The 20,401-nt window shown below is 40.4% G+C and carries 18 protein-coding genes and 1 riboswitch; of the genes, 11 read left to right on the top strand and 7 right to left on the bottom strand.

The window, feature by feature from the left end:
- Positions 1-66: 66 nt before the first annotated feature.
- From rlmB to MTCD1_RS13195, 3 genes are all read right to left on the bottom strand, one after another.
- Complete coding sequence (gene rlmB / locus MTCD1_RS13205) at positions 67-822, bottom strand: 23S rRNA (guanosine(2251)-2'-O)-methyltransferase RlmB (RefSeq protein ID WP_057182776.1); 756 nt, start codon at positions 820-822, stop codon at positions 67-69.
- Between the two features lie 64 nt (positions 823-886).
- Positions 887-3,370, bottom strand: a complete 2,484-nt coding sequence (gene rnr, locus MTCD1_RS13200; RefSeq protein ID WP_057182778.1) for a ribonuclease R — start codon at positions 3,368-3,370, stop codon at positions 887-889.
- Positions 3,371-3,495: 125 nt separating this feature from the next.
- Positions 3,496-4,134, bottom strand: coding sequence for a tetratricopeptide repeat protein (locus tag MTCD1_RS13195; protein ID WP_057182779.1), 639 nt, complete (start codon positions 4,132-4,134; stop codon positions 3,496-3,498).
- A gap of 254 nt (positions 4,135-4,388) precedes the next feature.
- Here MTCD1_RS13195 and MTCD1_RS13190 point away from each other — a divergent pair, with 254 nt between their 5' ends.
- A complete protein-coding gene (locus tag MTCD1_RS13190) occupies positions 4,389-5,558 on the top strand; it encodes a cyclic di-GMP phosphodiesterase (protein ID WP_057182781.1) in 1,170 nt (389 codons plus the stop codon).
- Between the two features lie 315 nt (positions 5,559-5,873).
- On the opposite strand, the gene erpA is transcribed toward MTCD1_RS13190, so the two are convergent.
- Both erpA and MTCD1_RS13180 read right to left on the bottom strand, forming a co-directional pair.
- A complete protein-coding gene (gene erpA, locus MTCD1_RS13185; protein WP_057182783.1) occupies positions 5,874-6,215 on the bottom strand; it encodes an iron-sulfur cluster insertion protein ErpA in 342 nt (113 codons plus the stop codon).
- A 355-nt stretch (positions 6,216-6,570) separates the two neighbouring features.
- Entirely contained in the window at positions 6,571-7,290 is a 720-nt protein-coding gene (locus MTCD1_RS13180) for a DUF6776 family protein (RefSeq protein ID WP_231733096.1), read from the bottom strand.
- 23 nt (positions 7,291-7,313) lie between these two features.
- Here MTCD1_RS13180 and MTCD1_RS13175 point away from each other — a divergent pair, with 23 nt between their 5' ends.
- From MTCD1_RS13175 to hemL, 6 genes are all read left to right on the top strand, one after another.
- A complete protein-coding gene (locus MTCD1_RS13175; RefSeq protein WP_057182785.1) occupies positions 7,314-9,035 on the top strand; it encodes a chloride channel protein in 1,722 nt (573 codons plus the stop codon).
- The gene (hemJ, locus tag MTCD1_RS13170; RefSeq protein WP_057182787.1) at positions 9,035-9,481 is read left to right on the top strand and encodes a protoporphyrinogen oxidase HemJ; all 447 of its coding nucleotides are present in this window, start codon (positions 9,035-9,037) and stop codon (positions 9,479-9,481) included. Before MTCD1_RS13175 ends, hemJ begins: the two co-directional genes overlap by 1 nt.
- Before the next feature lie 169 nt (positions 9,482-9,650).
- On the top strand, positions 9,651-11,750 hold the full coding sequence (locus tag MTCD1_RS13165; RefSeq protein ID WP_057182789.1) for a trypsin-like serine protease: 2,100 nt from the start codon (positions 9,651-9,653) through the stop codon (positions 11,748-11,750).
- 156 nt (positions 11,751-11,906) lie between these two features.
- Entirely contained in the window at positions 11,907-12,920 is a 1,014-nt protein-coding gene (locus tag MTCD1_RS13160; RefSeq protein ID WP_197410301.1) for an aspartate carbamoyltransferase, read from the top strand.
- 74 nt (positions 12,921-12,994) lie between these two features.
- Positions 12,995-13,156, top strand: a complete 162-nt coding sequence (locus MTCD1_RS21245; RefSeq protein WP_157447817.1) for a hypothetical protein — start codon at positions 12,995-12,997, stop codon at positions 13,154-13,156.
- Between the two features lie 39 nt (positions 13,157-13,195).
- Positions 13,196-14,479: a glutamate-1-semialdehyde 2,1-aminomutase gene (gene hemL, locus MTCD1_RS13155; RefSeq protein ID WP_057182791.1), complete on the top strand. Its 1,284-nt coding sequence runs from the start codon at positions 13,196-13,198 to the stop codon at positions 14,477-14,479.
- A gap of 363 nt (positions 14,480-14,842) precedes the next feature.
- Here hemL and MTCD1_RS13150 read toward each other — a convergent pair whose 3' ends face one another.
- Both MTCD1_RS13150 and moeA read right to left on the bottom strand, forming a co-directional pair.
- On the bottom strand, positions 14,843-15,235 hold the full coding sequence (locus MTCD1_RS13150; RefSeq protein ID WP_057182792.1) for a hypothetical protein: 393 nt from the start codon (positions 15,233-15,235) through the stop codon (positions 14,843-14,845).
- Positions 15,236-15,337: 102 nt separating this feature from the next.
- Positions 15,338-16,570 (bottom strand): molybdopterin molybdotransferase MoeA, encoded by a 1,233-nt coding sequence (gene moeA, locus MTCD1_RS13145; RefSeq protein ID WP_057182794.1) that lies wholly within the window; start codon positions 16,568-16,570, stop codon positions 15,338-15,340.
- A 294-nt stretch (positions 16,571-16,864) separates the two neighbouring features.
- A riboswitch (molybdenum cofactor riboswitch) is annotated at positions 16,865-17,058 on the top strand.
- Between moeA and moaA the strand changes: the two genes are divergently transcribed.
- From moaA to moaC, 4 genes are all read left to right on the top strand, one after another.
- Positions 17,045-18,016, top strand: coding sequence for a GTP 3',8-cyclase MoaA (gene moaA, locus MTCD1_RS13140; RefSeq protein WP_057182795.1), 972 nt, complete (start codon positions 17,045-17,047; stop codon positions 18,014-18,016). Its footprint overlaps the riboswitch before it by 14 nt.
- A gap of 2 nt (positions 18,017-18,018) precedes the next feature.
- Positions 18,019-18,696 carry a molybdenum cofactor guanylyltransferase gene (mobA, locus tag MTCD1_RS13135; RefSeq protein WP_057182797.1) on the top strand — a complete coding sequence of 226 codons (678 nt, stop codon included), beginning with the start codon at positions 18,019-18,021 and terminating at the stop codon, positions 18,694-18,696.
- Positions 18,697-18,943: 247 nt separating this feature from the next.
- Positions 18,944-19,486 carry a molybdenum cofactor biosynthesis protein B gene (moaB, locus tag MTCD1_RS13130; RefSeq protein WP_057182799.1) on the top strand — a complete coding sequence of 181 codons (543 nt, stop codon included), beginning with the start codon at positions 18,944-18,946 and terminating at the stop codon, positions 19,484-19,486.
- Positions 19,486-19,998 carry a cyclic pyranopterin monophosphate synthase MoaC gene (moaC, locus tag MTCD1_RS13125; RefSeq protein ID WP_057182800.1) on the top strand — a complete coding sequence of 171 codons (513 nt, stop codon included), beginning with the start codon at positions 19,486-19,488 and terminating at the stop codon, positions 19,996-19,998. The genes moaB and moaC overlap by 1 nt, the downstream gene beginning before the upstream one ends.
- Positions 19,999-20,401 lie beyond the last annotated feature (403 nt).

Raw genomic sequence — 20,401 nt, 5'->3', positions numbered from 1 at the left:
ACTGGCTCAATAACCCTTAGTAAGCTTGCTTTTTATAAAGGTTCACAGTCCTTAGTGACGCCACCATTAAACTAAACGTTGGCGTACCATTTCAAACAGACAAATACCTGTTGCCACTGATACATTCAAACTTGAAACACTCCCCGCCATAGGCAACTTAACTAATTGATCACAATTTTCACGAGTCAATCGGCGCATACCTTTACCTTCAGCGCCCATAACCAGTGCCATAGGACCAGAAAGTTTGACATCATATAAGCAGGTATCAGTTTCCCCTGCAGTGCCAACAATCCATACACCTTGCTGTTGCAGGTATTTCATCGTTCTTGATAAGTTAGTGACTTGCACTAAAGGCACACTCTCTACCGCTCCGACGGCAACTTTACGCACGGTTGGGGTTATTTGTGCGGCATTGTCTTTTGGTACTATGATGGCTTGTACGCCAGCAGCATCAGCATTACGTAAACAAGCACCTAGGTTATGCGGGTCGGTTACACCATCTAAGATAAGCAGAAATGGCGGAACACCTTTTTTCTTTGCGGCTTGTAAAATGTCATCTAGATCATTTTCGGTGTAGGTTTTGCCGGGTCTAACACGAGCAACTACGCCTTGGTGCTGTTCACCTTCACTTTTTTCATCCAGTACTTTACGACTGACCAATTGAGTACCAATTCCGTATTTACGAGTTAAATTTATGATGGGCATCATGCGATCATCTTCACGACCTTTTAATAGCCAAATTTCAATAAAACGCTCTGGTGCTACGTTTATTAAGGCATTAACTGCATGAATACCAAAAACTAACTCTTCACTTTTTGCCATGATCTTTCTCTGTCTTTAAATTAATAACCGAAGTTTAATAACCGAAGTAATAGGGTTTATTTCACTATGTTGTGGTATTGCTCTTGGTACTCTTGCGGGCATTTTTCCCTGGGCGTTTTTTACGGGCACTGCGCTTTTTTACTTTACTCTTCTCTTTCGGCTTATCTTTAGTCGAACCTTTAGACTTGCCTTTAGTTTTACTTTTTTTGGCTTTACTGGCGCGATCACCCGAGCTAGTTGCTGACTTGGCCTCAGTTGAGTTTGAAGTTGAGCGCCTAGCCCCCTTGTTTTTAGAGTTGCCTTTAGACTTACCTTTACCTTTAGACTTTCCTTGAGGTGATCCTTCACCCTCAACACCTTCAAGTCGTAAGTCTATCTTCTTTTCATCCAGATTAACTGCGGCAACTTGCACGCGAATTTCATCGCCAACACGGTATTTATTACCACTATTTTCACCCGTTAAACACATACGGACATCATCATAATGATAAAAATCACGACCAAGGGAGGTGATATGGACTAAACCTTCAATATGTAAATCTTGTAAGCGAACAAACATGCCGAAGTTAGTCACCGTGGAAATAACGCCGTTAAAAGTATCACCAACATGGTCTTGCATAAACTCACACTTGAGCCAATCAGCAACATCGCGAGTGGCTTCATCGGCGCGTCGCTCGGTCATAGAGCAATGTTCGCCCAGCTCAATCACTTCTGCTAAGGAGTATTGATAAAAGCCTTGATTGCCATCACTTTTGGCTGATTTTTCAAGAATGGCTTTAATGACTCGATGCACCACTAAATCAGGGTAGCGACGAATAGGTGAAGTGAAATGACTGTATGAAGGCAGCGCTAAACCAAAATGTCCTTCGTTATCACTTTGATAAACCGCTTGGCGCATTGAGCGTAATAACATGGTTTGAATAAGCTCTTGATCCGGACGACCTGCCACTTTCGCAAGGATATCACCGTAATCTCTTGGCTCCGGCTCTTCTTTGACCGGCATTGACAAGCCCAGCTCATTTAAGTAAGTAATAAAGTTACGGTACTTATCTTCATTGGGCTTTTCGTGAACGCGGAATAAACCAGGGATTTCATGTTTTTCAATAAATTTTGCTGTCGCTACGTTGGCCAAGATCATACATTCTTCAATGATTTTATGAGCATCATTGCGAATAAGTGCTTCAACACTTTGAATTTTTTTATCTTCATTAAAGATAAAAATAGACTCTTGCGTTTCAAAAGCGATGGCACCACGCTGAAGACGGGCATCGGTTAGCGCGTGATACATTTGCTCAAGGTTTTTCAAATCAGGTACTAAGCCTTGATATTCCTGACAAAGGTCTGCATCGCCGTCAAGAATAGCGGCGACTTGAGTGTAAGTAAAACGAGCATGAGAACGCATCACTGCCGGGTAAAACTTACTGCCTGAAAGCTTACCAGTCGCACTTACCGTCATCTCACAGACCATACATAAACGGTCGACATCCGGTTTTAGTGAACATAAGCCATTAGAGAGTTTCTCCGGTAACATAGGGATAACTTGGCTGGGGAAGTAAACCGAATTACCCCGGGATATTGCCTCCTCGTCTAGGTCTGTGCCATCTTTTACATAATAACTAACATCGGCAATAGCAACCCATAAGCGCCAACCACCGGATTTTTTCGGCTGACAATAGACCGCATCATCAAAATCACGGGCATCTTCACCATCGATAGTGACTAAGGGTAAGTCTCGTAAATCTTTGCGTGGCAGTTTAGCTGACTCTTCGACCTCATCTGCAATACCCGCAACTTCGGCTTGTACCGTATGAGAAAATTGGTGTGGTAGATCATGAGCACGTAAGGCGATTTCGATTTCCATGCCTGGTGCAAGGTGATCCCCTAACACTTCAATAACTTTACCAATAGCATGGGAACGTCTAGTTGGTCTTTGTACTAATTCCACCACCACCATTTGACCGTGACGAGCACCCATTTTTGCTTGTGGGTCAATTAACACTTCTTGTTTAATTTTACTGTCTTCAGGGACAACTGAACAGACATGATGGTCGATATATAAGCGTCCAACTATGGGCGCTTTTCTGGGTTCGATAACTTCAAGAATTTTAACTTCTTTACGGCCTTTTCTATCGGTACGGTCAACTAAAATAGCTTGGACAATATCACCATGAAAAACACGCTGCATTTCATAGGAGGAAATATAAAAGTCTTTGCCCTTTTTATCTGTGATTGATGAATCATCCGGAGAAAAGAAACCAAAACCGTCCCTATGGCCAATAACTTTGCCGGTTAACAGGCTATTTTTTTCCGGCAAGGCGTATTGTTTAAATTTATTAAAAATTAACTGACCACTATTTTCCATAGCGCGTAAACGACGTTTCAAACCAATAAGTTGGTATTCTTCATCATACTTTAGTGTTTTAAGCAGGCTATTGAAACTAGGTGGTGGCGAGCATTTTTCGATGATTGATAGCAATAATTCGCGTGAGGCAACTGGCTTATCGTATTTTTTAGCTTCGCGTTTAGCGTGTGGATCGTTATAGGTCACTATAAAGGGTCAGTATTTAAGGATAACTGCTTGCCAGTATACCATAAAGTTTAAATAAGCAGCTTAATACCAATCAGTATAAGAAAGTGAGCACTTCTTTATGCTGAATGGTATAGCACTAATGCTTAATTGGTATAGCTGGTTCTTTTCGCTTGTGCGACCACTTTATCCGGCATTTTACTGGCAAGTACAGCCAATAACTCACTGATTTTTTTATGGGTTGCTTTATCATCGGTTAAAGAATGATGTAATTGAGAATACAATGCCGGGTAGTCTAACGGGCTACCAAAGTCTTGTTGGTATAAACCCGCTAAACGCATTTGTGCGGCCAAGTTATTTAAACTTGCCGCAGTTTTTAAATAAACAATGGCACGTTCAATATCAACCTGCATAAATTTACCAATATGGTAATAGCGACCTAATTGTTCTAAGCCTTCCGCTAAGCCCTGATCAGCTGCGAGATGCATATAGTGTAAACCTAAGGGAATGTCTTTTTCGACACAGACACCATAGGCTAACATATCACCCCATAAAAATTGATATGAGGGCATTTTAGCTTTATTAGCGCGAGCTTCAATATCTTGCACTAACTGACATTCATCTAACACTACTTGACTTAAATGTTTGTTATCTTTTATTAAATCAAGCAATATATTATCCGTATAAATCTGCACTGCTTGCATATTTTTAGACACGGCCATAGCTGATGGCATAATGAATAGAGCATTGACTAAAAAGATAAACACCAAAAATAACAGACGCATAATAATCCTAACTAGGCTAAACCGGCTTACCACCCTATATCGGCCAGCAAGCGCTAAGTATGAAATTTATTGCACTAAGCTGGTATTGTAAAGCAACTTTAACGCCAAGTTCATCTTTTAAACGGCTAATAAATTGAATAAGTGCTCAAGTATGGCTAGTATTATTGAGCACAGAATAACAAAGACCCGCTAGCATCATAAATTTCCCCTATGACTTATGTTGAAATACTCCTTCTAAATAACGGCGCCTAAATATGCTAATTGAAAAAGAACTTGCTGAGTTAACTGTTGGCCATTATGTGGTAAAAATTATCCACCAAGCGAATAATTTCTCTTTAACTGCCGCCGGACATATAAAAAGCACAGCGGTCATTAACCACCTTAAAAGTAAAAAAGTTTATTGTGTGCTCATTGACGAGAGTAAAACAATAACACCGAGCGATACACAAGCTGAGTCTCTACTTGCCAAACCCTCGCAGAATAACGTAAAGGAGCTTAAACAGGCAAAAGAAATTTTTAACCAATCTAAAGCAATTCAACAAAAATTGTTCAATGACGCCCTCAGTGGTAGCAGCCTTGATTTATTACCGGTAATTGAAATTACCAATAAGTCTATCGATGCCATATTTAATAGCCCTGACTCCCTTGCTTGTATGTTAAATATTCGAGAAAAAAATGAATACCTCTTGGAGCATTCTGTCGCTGTTGCCGTTTATATCACCTTGTTTTCGCGTTATTTAGGCTTAGATAGAGATATTATTGAGCAATTATCTATCGGCGCATTTCTTCATGATATTGGCAAAATAAAAATACCCGATGAGATCTTAAATAAACCGGGTAAATTAACCGATGATGAATTTACCATCATGAAAACCCATGCCAATCACTCCATCGATATCATTACAGCAACGGCGGGGGTAAGTGCATTGAGTCTTGAAGTAGCCGCCCTGCATCATGAGAAAATAAATGGTAGCGGTTACCCCTTTCAAGTTTCGGGTGATGGCATTAGCCAATATGGCCGTATGATTGCCATTTGTGATATTTTTGATGCTTTAACGGCTACCCGTGTTTATAAAGAAGGTTTTACCCATGGTAAATCCTTTGCCATTTTACGAGAATTAGCCAAAAAAAATCAGTTAGATACGAATTTGGTTGATCAATTTATCAAGTGCATTGGCGTATTTCCAATCGGCTCTTTAGTGCAATTGAAATCAAATAAATTAGCCTTAGTGAAAGTTCGTAATGATAAAGATCCGACCAACCCACAGGTGCACTCTTTTTACAGCGTCAAACACCATCATTTTCTCAATAAGCAAGAAATTGACCTATCAATGAACGATGATTTCATTGTTAGGGGAGTCCGAGCGGAAGAGTTCGATCTGGATATGAAGCAAATCATCGAAATGTTACTGATGGAAGGCTAGGCCTTTCATTAAGTTGGTGAGCTTGTTGTGCTTATAAAAAACAATTCAGGACAAGAATCTCAATTGGCCAATAACTGACTATTGGCATTGAGAGCAATATCGTCTTGGGGGATCTTAACCCGCACAAGTGAGTAAGCAATGAGTGAAATTTATATAGATTAACATAGCAAAAGGTAATAAATGCTGGAGTGAATGTTTTTCTAGTGAAAAAAAACGGCCTTTGCCATTCGCTTAGGTGAGCAGAAATGATCATACCGACACTATCTAGGCATGGTGTCGGTATTAAACAGCTACAAAGTTTAGTTAGTCACTAAACTAGATAGAAAATGATGAACCACAACCACAAGTAGTCGTTGCATTGGGATTGTTTACCACAAAGCGACTGCCCTCTAAACTTTCAAGATAGTCAACTTCGCCATCAACAAGGTATTGTAAACTCATAGGGTCTACCACCATAACAACACCTTGTTTTTCAATAGTCATATCACCTTCATTCACTTTTTCATCAAAGGTGAAACCATATTGAAAACCTGAACAACCACCACCGGTAACATATACACGTAGTTTAAGAGCAGGATTATCTTCTTCTGTGATTAACGAAAGGACTTTAGTTGCCGCTGCATCGGTAAATTTAATGGGTAATTCAGGGTTTGACATGGTGCTCTACTTAGTACAATAAAGTACGAAAAAAATACGCTATAAAGCGATGGATTGAAACAAAGTTAATTATCTTAAACCTGACTAATTTAATCAAGTATTATTCGCGAATAACCGTCAAAGGTTATTTAAGCTGAACTCTGAATAATGGCTGATTTATATTTAAGTAAAATCAACAAGTTATATCCCCTGAAAAAATCGACCAGTAACTAAAATAACTATATAGCCAATCAATGGCTCAAATTATCCCATTATCAAGGCAAAACATTTATCAATAGCGGGCTATTTATCGACGTTTTAGCGCAGAGAATCGAATAAAGAGGATTGAGCAAGTGGCGCTTATGCAGAGTTTAGGTTATTTACTTACCAACCAGGGCAAAGATTTATCTTTTTTAGCATATTTTTGCCAACGAGATTTGCTTAATATTGCCGAGACCAAGACGTTTTCCGGAATAAAATTAACCGGTAAGGTAAATTTGCCACTAATAATCTGAAAATATTGAAAGCTGAATTTTACATCTTGTTTATTCAGCTGAGAAACTTCAGCCAGCTTAAGTTTTATTGCTTTTTCACCGTCGTAGCCTTCAAAAACCAAGTCAATATAGCCTTTACTATAGCGCCGCTTTAATTGCTGTTGCACTAAGGTCACCTGAAAGTGGTATTGATTGGGGATTTTACTGGCGGTTATTTTTACCTCCTCGACTAACAGACCTGCCGCCTGCTTTTCGGGTGCCATTATTTTTTCGTAAAAGGCCAACTGTTTTTTTACTTCAAACTGTTGCTTAGAGGCGATTTTAAGTGAATTTTGTACTTGTTCATTGGCAAGTTGCTCAACAGCTAACTCAACTTCTAAGGAGTGAATTCGCGCTATACTCTGTTCTTGCTGGTGATAAAGCTGTTCTAATCTAAGCTTTTGCTGTTCAAGGCTGGTCACTTGAAAATAATGGTAATAATTTCCCAAACGGTAGCCGATAAAAAGGCAAAGAATGATCACTGTGCCTAAAAACAAAGCCGATTTAAAGCTGCCTAAACGCTCAACGACGACGCTAAGATTTATTTTTGCTAACCATTTCATTTGTAAAGTATTATAATCCTGTAATGATAATATCAATCGCAGCAATACGAAAACATCTAGCTTTGCCAGAAATCTCTTGGCAAATTTGTTTGCTGGCCATAATTGGTGGCTGCGCTTCCGCTTTTTTAGTGGTGTTATTTACCCTCACTATCGAAGAGATCCAGCAGCTTTATCTAATAAAACGCGATAACTATAGCAGTTTAGATGAATTAAGTCGTTTTGATTTACCCATAATAGGCGCCATTATTATCCTGTTTTTTGGTTGGCTTACCGGTTATAAATATTTACGCACTGGCATCCCCTTTGTTCTGCATCGTTTAAAAGTGGCTCATGGTGTCATTCCCTTTAAAAACACCCTTAACCAATTTTGGGGTAGTGCGGTAGCATTAGCTTCTGGTTTTTCTGTTGGCCGTGAAGGACCCGCCGTACACCTTGGTGCGGCATGTAGTAGCTATATGGCTAATGCGTTAAAATTACCTTATAACAGTGTTCGTACCTTATGCGCTTGCGGTATAGCCGCGGGTATAGCGGCTACATTTAATACCCCGATAGCTGCAGTGATTTTTGTGATGGAAGTGATCATGCGTGAATACAAGGTCCATATTTTTGTGCCTGTCATGCTTGCTGCTATTGTCGGCTCCTTGATTACCCGCAGTGTCTTTGGCACCAGTCATGATTTTGAATACTTTCATCCTATAGCGCTTGACCAATACCATTATTTTTCTTTAGTACTGCTAGCCATAGTCTTAGGCATATTGGCGGCAGCATTTAATAAGTACCTTGTTTTAATCATCAAAAAAAGTGTTAAATACCACATAGTGCCACGCTTATTGCTTGCCGCTTTTATTACCGGTATTTTAGGCTATTTAGTCCCTGGCGCTATGGGCACAGGTACCAGTGCCATTGATATTTCCTTAACGAGCAACTTGTCACTAGGTTTGTTGTTTAGCTTACTTATCGCTAAATTATTAATGACCATGTTTGCCCTTGGCTTAGGTATACCTGGTGGTATTATTGGACCAACACTCGGCATAGGAGCTATAGCTGGTGCCTGCGCTGGTGCGTTAGTAATACAAGTTTTACCCGGCGAGTACCTTGGCAGTGATTTCATCCTTATGGGCATGGCAGGTTTTATGGCTGCCAGCTTAAATGCGCCACTTGCCGCCTTACTTACTGTGGTTGAGCTATCCAGTCAACTTGAGTTGGTTGTTCCCGCCATGATTGTTATTACTATCGCGAGTATAGTATCTAGACAACTTTGTAAAAATGAGTCTATTTTTACCATGCAATTAGATGCACAAAACTTATCCTATCGCAAACCGCCCATTGAAGAATCATTGCAAAATATTGGTGTCTTGGCGGTAATGAAAGATAATTTATTGATTTTAGAGCAGGCAAGTACTCGCACTATTATCGGAGAGCTACTCAGTAGTCATCAATCTCAACTCATTATTAACCAAGAATCGACGCAAGCCACAGAGATAAATAGCTATTATTGGGCGCAATTCGATGCAGAAATCGCTGATGATGACGGTGAGGACATTGAACATAATCTTGCTAAAAAGTTGATATTGCATAAGCTTATCCCATTAAATCATCAAGTAACCTTGGCCGAAGCTTATTTAGCTTTAGTAGAGCAACGCTCAGGGGCGGTATATATTTATGGGAAAGATATTAACGACTGTATTGGCTTGGTCACCTTTGAACAACTTAGAATTTATTTGGTAGAAGGAAAACTCCATTAATGGACACGTTTTTAATCAATAATATCCTCTGGCTTAAAGCCTTCCACGTTTTTTTTATGGTCGCTTGGTTTGCCGGTATCTTTTATTTACCACGCTTATTTGTCAATCATGCAGAAACTAAGTCAACTGACGTTGCTCAGCAACTAAAAGGCATGGAAAAACGCTTATTGTATTTTATTACCCCTTTTGCCATTTTTACCCTAGTGATGGGCTTAGCAATAATCTACGCTTACGGACATGACTGGTTTTTTGCCGCTAAATGGCTACATATCAAATTAAGCTTAGTAATATTACTCTTTGTTTATCATGGCTATTGTTTTAAATTAGTGAAAACCTTTGCCCAAGATAAAAATACCCGAACAGCACGCTTCTATCGAATTTTTAATGAGCTGCCCGTGCTTATATTATTGGCAGTAATTATTTTAGCTTATGTTAAACCTGGCTGATTTTCCCAGTCGAACCGTTCAATAAGCTAAGACTCATAAATCAGTAGGAAACTAGGAGCACAGTGCAATATTTTTCAGGTATTGCAGTTATAATCAAGATAGGATAGCCTACCCACATGTAAACAGGATGTTACTAGCACTTTAACTTTCTTAGCTTAGGGAACATTTAATGAAATATTTTTTATGCGCTTGTTTAGCGTTCACTGCATTGCTAGTAACAGCAAATGCCAGCAATCAATCGACCGTACCAATAGCCAAGCCCAAGATTGTTGGTGGTGAGCTTGCTAACCAAGGTGACTGGCCTTGGATGGCAGCCTTAGTCTCGACCTATAGTGAGGTAAGCACCTCTTTACAGGTTGCTGGTACTGGCTACGATAGTTCGCCTTTTTCCAATAGCCCTGCTGATCAAGCGAGTGCCACTATGGTTGATTGTGGTATTGGCGACAGTCAATGTAGTGCGGCGAGCAATAAAATATGTTTAATTGCCCGTGGTGACGTCGACTTTTCAGTAAAAGTGGATAATTGCCAAGCGGGCGGAGGCATAGGGGCAATTATCTTTAACAATACGGCCGGCGCTATTAATGGCACCTTAGGCGATAATTTTTCCGGTAGTATTCCTGTTATAGCTATTAGCCAAGACGATGGTGCTACGCTACTGAACCTACTTGGTAGTATTGCCAGCCTTAATGTTACTGCGCAACAGAAAATAGTACAAAGCTCTAGCTGTGGCGCTAGTTTTATTGGTGAGAAATGGCTACTTACCGCGGCGCACTGTGTTGAAGATGCCAATATTAACCTGCTAAAAGTCAATGTCGGTGAATACGACTTAAGCAATGGTGCTGAAAATGCCAAAGCTATTAAGCGTATATATATCCATCCAGAATATAATAAAGGTAGCGCTTTTAATAATGATATTGCTCTAATAGAGCTTATTGAAGCTATTGATAATCCAGCGGTAACGCTAGTTGATTTAGATTCCAGTAGGCAGCTAGCCTTAGACAACGCCGCAGTAACGGTTATCGGTTGGGGGAACCAAACGGCTTATGGGCCAAACGATGAACTACCCGCTAATGACCAGCCTGATAAATTACGTCAAGTTGAACTCAACTTGCTCAGTAATGAGCAATGTAAAGATAAACTAGCGCAAGCTTATACTGACTTGGAAGGTATTAACTATTTACCTGATCAAGTAGGTATTACCGACAGCATGATATGCGCAAATCATGTCGGTGGCGGTAAAGGCTCATGCCAGGGTGATAGTGGCGGGCCATTATTAGTTAACACCAATCAAGGCTGGCAACAAATTGGTATCGTTAGCTACGGTATCGGCTGTGCCAATGCCGAATTTCCAGGTGTTTACGCCCGTGTTGGTCAATTTACTGACTGGATTAACAATATCAGCAAAGGCATCGCCATTGAACCAACTTATGACTTTGCCATTACTCCACAACACACAGCACAAACAACCCAGCTAACCGTCAGCAATAATAGTGAGTTAACCGCTAATTTAACTTTCACCCTAGTAATTGACAAAATTGGCAGTACTGGCTTTAGTCTAACGCCTAATAGCTGTAATACTTTAGTAGCAAAACAAAAGTGCACCATTACCCTTGCCTTTGATGCTAAAACCCTTGGTCAGCATAAAATGCGGATTATCATTAATAGTAATGATGACAATATTCCCACCAGTCAAAGCTTTATCAGTGCTCAGGCAATTGCCGCTAATAATGTTATTAATACTCAGTTATCTAGTGGTTCAACTGAACTACTGTGGTTTAGTGGCGGCGATAAACCTTGGTTACTTGATAATAGCGAAGCAGCAATTAGCAGTGGTGAGATTAGCGATAATCAACAAAGCTCAGTAATGCTAACTTTTACTGGCGCTGGCAGTTTGTCATTTTATTGGTCGGTATCATCGGAAGAAAATACCGAGGATCCTTCATCACCTTATGATGCCTTGTACTTAATTATTGATGGTGAAAAAGTTGACTTTATTTCTGGAGAAGTCCCTTATGCCAAGGTAACTATCCCTAATTTAGCTGAGGGAAAACATCAAATAACCTGGCTCTATTTGAAAGATGGCGCGACGAGTAATGGTGAAGATAAAGCATATTTAAAAGAGGTCGTTTTTACCCCAGAGACAGCGCCAGCTGATACATCGGCAACTTCTCCTCCGCCAGTACAAACAGCAAGTAAATCAAGTGGTGGTAGCGTAACTTATCTCTTGCTGCTACTTACCTTGTTACCCTTTAAGCGTCGACGAAGTTAATCTTTAACTGTCGAGTATAAAAAGGCAGATTTATCTGCCTTTTTTAATGCCATCTTGCCCTAACAGAGCGTTAAAAATCTTGTTTATCATTCGCAAATTGGTGGTTTTATGCTATATTCTTGGCAAATTTTTTCCCTTTAAATGTAAGTAATCAAGATGATGAAATTTCAAGGTAAGCATATTCTATCGGTATCACAATTTGACCGTGAAGCTATCGCAAAAATTTTGCAAATTTCTGCGCAAATGACACCTTATGCGTCACGAAAAAAACGTTGTCATGTACTCGAAGGTGCCATATTAAGTAACTTGTTTTTTGAACCCAGCACTCGTACTCGGGTAAGTTTTGGTACCGCGTTTAATTTACTGGGCGGTTCTGTCCGTGAAACTGTTGGTCAAGAGAATACTTCATTAAGTAAAGGTGAATCATTATTTGATACCGCGCAAGTGATCAGCGGCTACTCAGATGTCATAGCCATGCGTCATCCACAAATGCACTCAGTAGATCAATTTGCGCTAGGTAGTACTGTCCCAGTTATTAATGGTGGTGATGGTGCCAATGAACACCCAACTCAGGCTTTACTGGATCTATTTACTATTCAGTCTGAAATGATGCACTTTAATAAAGGCTTAGATGATTTAAATATTGTCTTGATGGGTGACTTGAAACATGGCCGCACAGTACATTCGTTATCTAAATTACTCAGCCTCTATGACAATGTCAAAATTACTATGGTAGCACCCAAGGCCTTACAAATGCCTGATAGTATCATCTCAACGTTAAGTGATGCGGGTCATGAAGTGGTGTTAACCGAAACCATGGAAGGTAATTTATATTGTGACGTAATTTATCAAACCAGAATCCAGCAAGAACGCTTTGCCAGTAAAGATGAAGCTGAGTTATATCGTGGCCATTTCAGTTTGAATAAAAGTGTCTACCAGAAATATTGTCAAGAAAATACCGTTATCATGCATCCATTACCACGGGATTCACGTCCAGAAGCCAATGAACTTGATACCGACCTAAATGATTTAGATAACCTAGCCATTTTTAGGCAAGCGCAAAATGGTGTGTTAGTGCGTATGGCCTTATTTGCCTTAACCTTAGGTGTTGAAGATCAAATTACGAATTATGAAAAACCGGTAAACTGGTATACCAATAAAAATACTTAATAACCATGCTGGATTTAGCCTGCGCATGGGCTATTTCCGAGTATTAACCTTAGGTATTGAAGACCAAGTAAGCAATGATGAAAAACCGGTCAACTGGTATACCAATAAAAACACTTAATTACCATGCTGGATTTAGCCTGCGCATGGGCTATTTCCAGATATTAACCTTAGGTATTGAAGACCAAGTAAGCAATGATGAAAAACTGGTAAACTGGTATACCAATAAAAACCTTTAAGTGCCACGCACATCGATTAAACTTTTAGAAGAAGCAATTATGAATAAATCAGAACAGTTATTTGAACAAGCGCAAAAGGTAATCCCCGGTGGTGTTAACTCGCCAGTACGTGCCTTTAATGGTGTTGGCGGTAGCCCTTGCTTTATAAAACGTGCTCAAGGCGCTTATATTTATGATGCCGATGATAAAGCTTATATCGACTATGTTGGTTCTTGGGGGCCAATGATCTTAGGTCATAACCATCCAGCCATTCTTGAGGCCGTTATTACTACCGCAAAAAATGGCTTAAGTTTTGGCGCACCCACCGAACTTGAAATTACCATGGCGGAAAAGGTCCGTGAGTTAGTACCATCAATGGAATCTTTGCGTATGGTTAGCTCTGGCACTGAAGCCACCATGAGCGCTATCCGTTTAGCCCGTGGTTATACCGGTCGCGATAAAATCCTAAAATTTGAAGGCTGTTACCATGGTCACGCTGACTCATTGTTAGTAAAAGCAGGCTCAGGTGCTTTGACCATGGGTGTACCTAATTCACCAGGGATTCCGAAAGATTTTGCTAAACATACCCTAACGGTTAGCTATAACAATATCGAGCAAGTAAAAGAAATTTTCGCTAAATACGCTAATGAAATTGCTTGTATTATTGTCGAGCCTGTTGCCGGCAACATGAATTGTATTCCGCCAGTGGCTGGATTTCTTCAAGGTTTACGTGAGGTTTGTGATCAATACGCTAGCGTGTTAATTTTTGATGAAGTAATGACTGGCTTTCGTGTCGCACTAGGTGGTGCTCAAGCGCTTTATAATATCAAACCCGATCTAACCACTTTAGGTAAAATTATCGGTGGCGGTATGCCAGTCGGCGCTTTTGGTGGCAAGCGAGAAATTATGGATTATATCGCGCCAGTTGGTCCGGTATATCAAGCGGGTACTTTATCAGGTAACCCAATTGCTATGGCTGCTGGTTTAGCGGCACTAACTGAATTAGCTCAAGGTGATAAACATCAGCAATTAAGTGCTGCTACGGAAAAGCTAGCCATGGGCTTTAAAGCCGCGGCTGAGCGTAACGGCATTAACTTAAGTGTCAATTATGTTGGCGCTATGTTTGGCTTCTTCTTTACCGACGACAAAAACCCTATCACTAGCTTCGAACAAGCCACTCAATGTGATGGTGAGATGTTCAAACGTTTCTTCCACTTGATGCTAGCTGAAGGGGTGTACTTAGCGCCATCGGCTTTTGAAACCGGCTTCTTATCAACGGCGCACAGTGATGACATTATTGAAAAAACACTCGTTGCTGTGGATAAATGTTTCGCTCAACTATAAGTTCACAGTCTTTGCTGTGATATAAAAAAGCGGCTTAAATGAATTTAAGCCGCTTTTTTTTATTTAATTTTTAAACTTTTCTTAGTTAACCTGGTCTCTGGATAATGAGTGCTTGATGGTTAAGTAAAAACAACGACTTACGGTTGTTAAGAACAAAATATACAAGATTAAGTAGCAATATACACTATCAATGTTTCAATTTATTCGATTATCAAGGTAAAACGTTTATGAATAACGGGTTATTTATCGACGTGTTAACGCTGAGAATCGGATAAAGGGGAATATTGAGCAAGTGCTGCTTATCCAGAGTTCAGGTTAGTTAGCAAGCCTGAAATTTAGCACTGTCTCTTGACAGCGTTGTCATCAAATGACCAATAAATCAAGTTCAGTTTGCAGCCAATCATAGCCTTGCTGCCAGCCAAGCTCTAATGCTGAAAACGTCTTTAGGTTCCAATCGTCTATCGCTCTCAGCGCCATCACATCGTTTATTATTTTTTTGTCTGCCTCTTTATATACAATCACAGCAATAGCGATTAAATTTTCATGTGAGGCCATGGTCATCTTTGCTTCAAAAGTATAATTATAACTATGTACTTTATTGATCAGCAAGGCAAAGTGATCACTCAGGTGCTGGCTAAGAAAAGCGTCGAATTCGTCAAGCATCTCCATTGAGACTTCGATACCCTCAGTTATAATGATCTCAGCAATACCATCACTTAATACATTGACTGTTGCAAAGCTTAGTTGATGCTTCATGGTTACCTGCTCCACCTACTCTGTTTATTTTTTGTACTCATAGCAAAGCTAGCACCTTTGCCAACAATTGCTTTATTTACTGTACAGCGTGCTAAATAGTCACTATAAAAACTGATCAAATAATTGCACTTGTACCATTTCACCCGCTTGTACCTTACCTTGTGCACTTGGCAAAATAATATAGCAGTTAGCCTTAGCTAAGCTAGATAAGATACCAGAGCCTTGGGCGCCAGTTGAACTGACCACATTTTCACCTTGTGAGTTCACAGATAAAATACCGCGTTGAAAATCCATGCGCCCAGGAGATTTACGTAAGTCACTGCTGCACTTCACCCTTAAATGGGTACGTTTTAACGGTTGGGCATTTTGCATCTTAGTTAAAGCCGGCAAAGCTAATTGATGAAAGGTCACTAAAGCGGACACTGGATTGCCCGGCAGACCAAAAAAGATACTATTAGCTAATTTACCAAAAGCAAAGGGTTTACCTGGTTTCATCGCTATTTTCCAAAAGCCAATCTCACCAAGTTCATCTAAAACTGTTTTAGTGTAATCGGCTTCGCCAACCGAAACACCGCCAGTAGAAATGACCGCATCGGCCTGTTTATCTGCACTGATAAAGGCGGATTTTATTGCCTGAAAGTCATCTTCAATGATACCAAAATCAATAACATCAACATCCAGTTTTTGTAACATGGCGGCTAAAACAAAACTGTTAGACTCATAAATATCACCAACTTGCAGTGCTTGTCCTGGTCGTTTCAATTCATCACCCGTGGCAATTAACGCCACCTTTAATTTGCGATAAACCTTAACTTCAGCTACTCCCAATGACGCAAGGACTCCAATATCAACCGCGGTCAATTTATGACCAGACTGCAATACTTGTTGACCGAGTTTAATATCTTCACCGGCCTGACGGACATGAGAGCCAAAAATTTTATCTACTAAAAAAGTAATTATTTCTCCATCAGCGCTAACGTTTTCTTGCATTTCTACCGAATCACAACACGTTGGCATTTTAGCCCCGGTCATAATACGAATACATTCGCCGGGCTGGCAAATACCTTGAAAAGGTGCGCCTGCCATAGAGCGACCAACAAGTCTTAGGGTTTTATTAGCCGCTAAACTATTTATCGCAAAAGCATAACCATCCATAGCGGAGTTATCATGAGGCGGCACATTTAATGGGCTAGTAATTTCTTGCGCTAAAACATAGTTCAGCGCTTGCTCAATGGACAAGGTTAGTGTTTCGGTGACAGGTGACACTTGCGCTAGCATATTAGCTAAGGCTTGTTCAAAAGGTAAAAGCCCTGGAGCGGAACAACAATCAGACATAAAAACTCACTTAGATACATTACAATTACTTGGTACCATAAATTTCACTCTAAACTAGGCCAATTTGCAAGCCCCCTTCAGAAAATACCACTCAATAAATTAATCCATTTGCTATTTGTTTAGTATCGCTTAACTAGCCTCATAAATAATAGAGCTATAAGCGCAATTTTATTGATTAAGATCAATAAATAGATCAACAAAAAAAATTACCATATCGCCACCAGAGTAATATATCCGCGTTCCCCTGAACTTGCATCTTGAAGTAAAGCGGGTATATACTAAATTTGAACAGAAATTTATTTATAACACCGAGCTATCACAGCTAACATTATTGTATTTTCTGGCTAAATTAAGTCAGCTTATTGAAGGTATTCATGTTGTGATAAGCCGTAACTAAGACCATGTATTTAATGGGTTTTAGTTACCAGGGTTAACAAGGAAACGCGTTAGCCTCCCTACATTTGGAAAGGTGACATGTTAACAGACAACTTTGGCCGTAGGTTCTATTATCTACGCCTATCAATTACTGACGTGTGCAATTTTAGCTGCACTTACTGCTTGCCTGACGGTTATCAGTGTGATCAACCACGTGATTTTTTATCACTAGATGAAATCAAACGTCTAACTAAAGCTTTCGCTGAGCTCGGCACAGAGAAAATCCGCATTACCGGCGGTGAGCCGGCACTGCGTAAAGACTTACCTAAAATCATTCAAATTTGTAAAGAAACACCAGGCATCAAGAGAGTGGCCATTACCAGTAATGGTTTTAAACTGCCTGAACACTTACCTCAATGGTTAGATGCTGGCATTGATGCCATCAATATCAGTATAGATAGCTTAGATCCTCGTCAATTTCATGCCATAACTGGCCACGATAAACTCAAGACCATTCTCAAGGGTATTGATCTGGGTTTAGCTGATGGCAGAGCATCAATTAAGGTTAATACGGTATTAATGCGTGAGTACAGCGGCAAAGATATTCAAAGCTATCTTGACTGGATAAAAGATACCCCTATTACCTTACGTTTTATTGAGTTAATGCAAACCGGTGATAATAAAGAATTTTTTGATGCCCAACATGTGCAAGGTTCACGTATCAAGCAAAATTTAATTCTCGATGGCTGGCTACCGGTTATTCAAAACAAATCAGCAGGCCCTGCACAAGAGTTTTATCATCCGGATTATCAAGGTAAAGTCGGTTTGATCATGCCCTACGCCAAAGATTTCTGTAATAGCTGTAACCGTTTACGAATTAGCTCAAGCGGTAAATTGCATTTGTGTCTATTTGGTGATGAAGGTTTGTCACTACGTGAACAATTACAAAGTGATGATATCGCCCCATTACAAGCAAAAATAGTTTCACTACTCGGTGATAAAAAAGCCACCCATTTTTTACATGAAAAGCTAACAGGTGCAACTAAGCACCTCGCCATGCTTGGGGGTTAGTGATGAATTTTCAAACTATCGACTGTTTGGGTGTAGTACTTGCTGGCGGTTTATCTTCTCGCATGGGGCAAGATAAAGCCCAACTAACTCGCCAGTTCAGTCAAGCTAATAGCTCAAATAAGCAGGCAGATAAGTCCGCGATGAAATCGCTAAGTACTATGCTCGATTTTTCCAAGCAGTTACTTAGCGATGCAGGTATAAAAAATATTGTCGTCAGTGGCGATAACCATCAAATTCCTGATCGAGTATCACAGGCTGGCCCTGTTGGCGGAATTTATAGTGTCTTAGCTCATTACCCAGAACATTTACAACCCAAGGCATTATTAATATTGCCGGTTGATTTACCCTTTATGACCGCAGCGGCTTTGGCTACCTTGCGTCTAAAAGGCGAGCTTAGTAATAAAGCAACCTTCTTCACTGATAGCCAACAACAAATACACCACATTCCGTTATATTTACCCAATAATGCTTTTTTGAATATGTTCTTAATGCAAGCATTCCAACGGGAAAAGATACTGGCTAACGGCAACAAAAGCGACAAGAAAAACACTAAAAATGGTCCTTCAGTGCGAGCCATGTTGGCACAAGTACCTCATCAAGCCATTAGTAGCCCAAATAGCAAAGTACTATTTAATAGCAACACGCCGGAACAGTGGCAACAAGCACAAAAACAATTTTAAAGTGAACGTATTGATTAGCAATACCCAACACGGTCCATAAAACAACATGCCTATGTACATGGTTCAGGATCGTCATCCCCGTGGTGGCTTAATCGGGGATCCAGCGTCTAAAAGCAATGGATCTTCGATCAGAGACTTCGAAGATGACGTTTACAACGACGTCCTGAGCTAACTACATAGCCATGTAAAACAATAGCAACAAGCGCAGCAACAATTTTAATCTACAGATTTAGTCAAGGATAAACCTATGTCAGCACATGGCGGCAATACTTTCATTCCCTTAAACATCGCCGTTTTAACGGTATCAGATACACGCACTGAAGATAACGATACGTCTGGACAAGCGCTGGTTGAGCGTTTAACACAAGCGGGCCACAAGCTAGCCGATAAAGCCATCGTCATTGATGATATTTATCAACTGCGTGCACAAGTTTCGAAATGGATTGCCGATGACAGCATTCACGCCATTATATCTACCGGCGGTACCGGCTTTACCGACCGTGATAATACTCCTGAAGCATTAACGCCATTATTTGACAAAGCGATAGAAGGCTTTGGTGAGATTTTTCGCCATGTATCATTAATGGAAATTGGTACCTCAACCATTCAATCCCGTGCTTTTGGTGGCATCGCCAACAAAACGGTAATCTTGTGTGTACCTGGCTCAACTAACGCTTGTAAAACGGCTTGGGATAAAGTGATTAAAGAGCAATTAGATGCCAGTCATCGCCCGTGTAATTTTGTCCCTCACCTCAATATCACGACAGAGCAATGCGAGAGTCGCGGCTAATGACAACTAATACAACGAATACGCCAGCACAAAAACCAGAGCTGAGTCACCTGAACCAGCAGGGTGAAGCGAACATGGTCGATGTCACGGAAAAAGCCATGACCTCTCGCACCGCAACCGCGCAAGGTTTTATTAAAATGAACCGAGCGACCTTTGAATTAATCACCACAGGAAAACATAAAAAGGGTGATGTGTTTGCTGTTGCTCGTATTGCTGGTATTCAAGCCGCAAAAAAGTGCAGCGATTTAATTCCTTTATGTCACCCGTTAATGTTAACTAAGGTGCAAGTAGACTTCACCCTTGATAGTGAAAACAGTCAAATACAAGTGAATAGTTTATGTCGTTTAACCGGACAAACTGGCGTTGAAATGGAAGCGTTAACCGCTGTCTCTATTGCTTGTTTAACCTTATTTGATATGTGCAAAGCCGCCGATCCGGCCATGGAAATTCATGGCATAAAAGTCTTAACAAAAGAAGGCGGCAAGTCGGGTCATTGGCAAACACCAAAGTAAGTGTCCGTGTTTCCATTGGAAATTCACTGCACTGTACACTAACAAGTCTTAACAAAAGAAGGTGGCAAGTCGGGTCATTGGCAAACACCAAAGTAAGTGTCCGTGTTTCCATTGGAAATTCACTGCACTGTACACTAACAAGTCTTAACAAAAGAAGGTGGCAAGTCGGGTCATTGGCAAACACCAAAGTAAGTGTCCGTGTTTCCATTGGAAATTCACTGCACTGTACACTAACAAGTCTTAACAAAAGAAGGCGGCAAGTCGGATCATTGGCAAAGCCCTTCAGCTTAACCTAGCCGAACTAAATTTGAGGCTCTGTTCCATCATACTGTTGTCCACATGGCAACTATATGACTTAATAGGAAGTGTTGCTGAAGTGATAAAAGCGAGCTTCACAAACAAG

Origin of the sequence: Colwellia marinimaniae (assembly GCF_002207865.1) — a bacterium.
GTDB lineage: Bacteria > Pseudomonadota > Gammaproteobacteria > Enterobacterales > Alteromonadaceae > Colwellia > Colwellia marinimaniae.
The sequence above is the reverse complement of the archived record's forward strand: the minus strand, read 5'-3'. Positions and strand labels throughout refer to the sequence as shown.

Bases quoted from the DNA above. Each gene is read 5' to 3' on its own strand.
- rlmB (WP_057182776.1), bottom strand. From the start codon at position 822: ATGGCAAAAAGTGAAGAGTTAGTTTTTGGTATTCATGCAGTTAATGCC.
- MTCD1_RS13195 (WP_057182779.1), bottom strand. From the start codon at position 4,134: ATGCGTCTGTTATTTTTGGTGTTTATCTTTTTAGTCAATGCTCTATTC.
- MTCD1_RS13190 (WP_057182781.1), top strand. From the start codon at position 4,389: ATGCTAATTGAAAAAGAACTTGCTGAGTTAACTGTTGGCCATTATGTG.
- erpA (WP_057182783.1), bottom strand. From the start codon at position 6,215: ATGTCAAACCCTGAATTACCCATTAAATTTACCGATGCAGCGGCAACT.
- MTCD1_RS13180 (WP_231733096.1), bottom strand. From the start codon at position 7,290: ATGAAATGGTTAGCAAAAATAAATCTTAGCGTCGTCGTTGAGCGTTTA.
- MTCD1_RS13175 (WP_057182785.1), top strand. From the start codon at position 7,314: ATGATAATATCAATCGCAGCAATACGAAAACATCTAGCTTTGCCAGAA.
- hemJ (WP_057182787.1), top strand. From the start codon at position 9,035: ATGGACACGTTTTTAATCAATAATATCCTCTGGCTTAAAGCCTTCCAC.
- MTCD1_RS13165 (WP_057182789.1), top strand. From the start codon at position 9,651: ATGAAATATTTTTTATGCGCTTGTTTAGCGTTCACTGCATTGCTAGTA.
- MTCD1_RS13160 (WP_197410301.1), top strand. From the start codon at position 11,907: ATGATGAAATTTCAAGGTAAGCATATTCTATCGGTATCACAATTTGAC.
- MTCD1_RS21245 (WP_157447817.1), top strand. From the start codon at position 12,995: ATGATGAAAAACCGGTCAACTGGTATACCAATAAAAACACTTAATTAC.
- hemL (WP_057182791.1), top strand. From the start codon at position 13,196: ATGAATAAATCAGAACAGTTATTTGAACAAGCGCAAAAGGTAATCCCC.
- MTCD1_RS13150 (WP_057182792.1), bottom strand. From the start codon at position 15,235: ATGAAGCATCAACTAAGCTTTGCAACAGTCAATGTATTAAGTGATGGT.
- moeA (WP_057182794.1), bottom strand. From the start codon at position 16,570: ATGTCTGATTGTTGTTCCGCTCCAGGGCTTTTACCTTTTGAACAAGCC.
- moaA (WP_057182795.1), top strand. From the start codon at position 17,045: ATGTTAACAGACAACTTTGGCCGTAGGTTCTATTATCTACGCCTATCA.
- mobA (WP_057182797.1), top strand. From the start codon at position 18,019: ATGAATTTTCAAACTATCGACTGTTTGGGTGTAGTACTTGCTGGCGGT.
- moaB (WP_057182799.1), top strand. From the start codon at position 18,944: ATGTCAGCACATGGCGGCAATACTTTCATTCCCTTAAACATCGCCGTT.
- moaC (WP_057182800.1), top strand. From the start codon at position 19,486: ATGACAACTAATACAACGAATACGCCAGCACAAAAACCAGAGCTGAGT.